Raw genomic sequence first — 1,268 nt, forward strand, 5'->3', positions numbered from 1 at the left:
ATCAGAACGGCAACACCGCGCCAGGCGCAAACTGGGCGAACACTGCCTTGAACTCTGCGCGGATGCGATCAATCGCCTGCTGCGACTCCCCTTCAAACCGCAACACAATTACAGGTGTGGTATTGGATGCACGCGCCAGGCCAAAGCCGTCTTCATATTCAGCGCGCACGCCGTCGATGGTGTTCACACTGGTGGCGCCCGCAAAATGCGCCTTTTCCTGCAGGGTCTTGATCAGCGAATATTGCTGGCCTTCTTCCATCTCCAGCTTGAGTTCCGGCGTGGAAATGCCTTCGGGCAGGGCGTCCAGCACCGCTGTGGGGTTGGCATCGCGCGAGAGAATTTCAAGCAGGCGCGCGCCTGTGTACAGGCCGTCATCAAAACCGAACCAGCGCTCCTTGAAGAACACATGGCCACTCATTTCACCTGCAATAGGGGCGCCGGTTTCTGCCAGCTTGGCCTTGATCAGCGAATGACCGGTGCGCCACATGAGCGGCACGCCGCCGGCTGCCTTGACAGAGGCCGTCACATGACGGCTGCATTTGACGTCATAGATAATGGTGGCGCCCGGCTGGCGCGCAAGAATATCGCGGGCAAAAAGTATCAGCTGACGGTCCGGCCATATAATGCTGCCGCTGCGGGTGACAACGCCCAGGCGGTCGCCGTCGCCATCGAAGGCCAGGCCGATTTCGCAGTCGGTCTGCTGCAGGGTGCGCTGCAGGTCTTCCAGGTTGTGGGGGTCGGCCGGATCGGGATGGTGATTGGGAAAGGCGCCATCCACATCGCAAAACAGCTCGGTGACCTCGCAACCGAGCGCACGAAACAGTTTGGTCGCCACCACGCCACCCACGCCATTGCCGCAATCGATGGCAATTTTCATGGGGCGGGCCAGCTTTACGTCGGACACAATCCGCTCGATATACGTCTGGATGATGTCCTTGCTGTGCACAACGCCTCTTGCGGTAGCGACCGGTTCTGATTGCAGCGCCAGCATCTGCTCGCGCAGGGCCAGCACGTCGTCGCCGTACAGGGCCTTGCCGCCGATCATCATTTTGAAGCCATTGTATTTTGGCGGGTTGTGGCTGCCGGTAATGGCAACGGCGGCGCCGATATTTTCCGAGTAGGATTCGAAGTACACCAGTGGCGTGGGCACCATGCCGATGTCTACCGTATCAATGCCTTCATCCAGAATGCCCTTTTGCAGGGCCGCAGACAGATCCGGGCTGGACAGGCGACCGTCGAAGCCGACCACGATCCGATCCGTGCCGCAG

The 1,268-nt window shown here is 60.0% G+C and carries 1 protein-coding gene; it reads right to left on the reverse strand.

The annotated features are described in order from the left end of the window. Position 1 precedes the first annotated feature (1 nt). The coding region (locus INT32_RS21995) for a phosphomannomutase/phosphoglucomutase (RefSeq protein ID WP_193090803.1) at positions 2 to 1,268 on the reverse strand (1,267 nt) is incomplete at its 5' end.

Source organism: Advenella sp. FME57 (assembly GCF_014897675.1).
Lineage (GTDB): Bacteria > Pseudomonadota > Gammaproteobacteria > Burkholderiales > Burkholderiaceae_B > Advenella.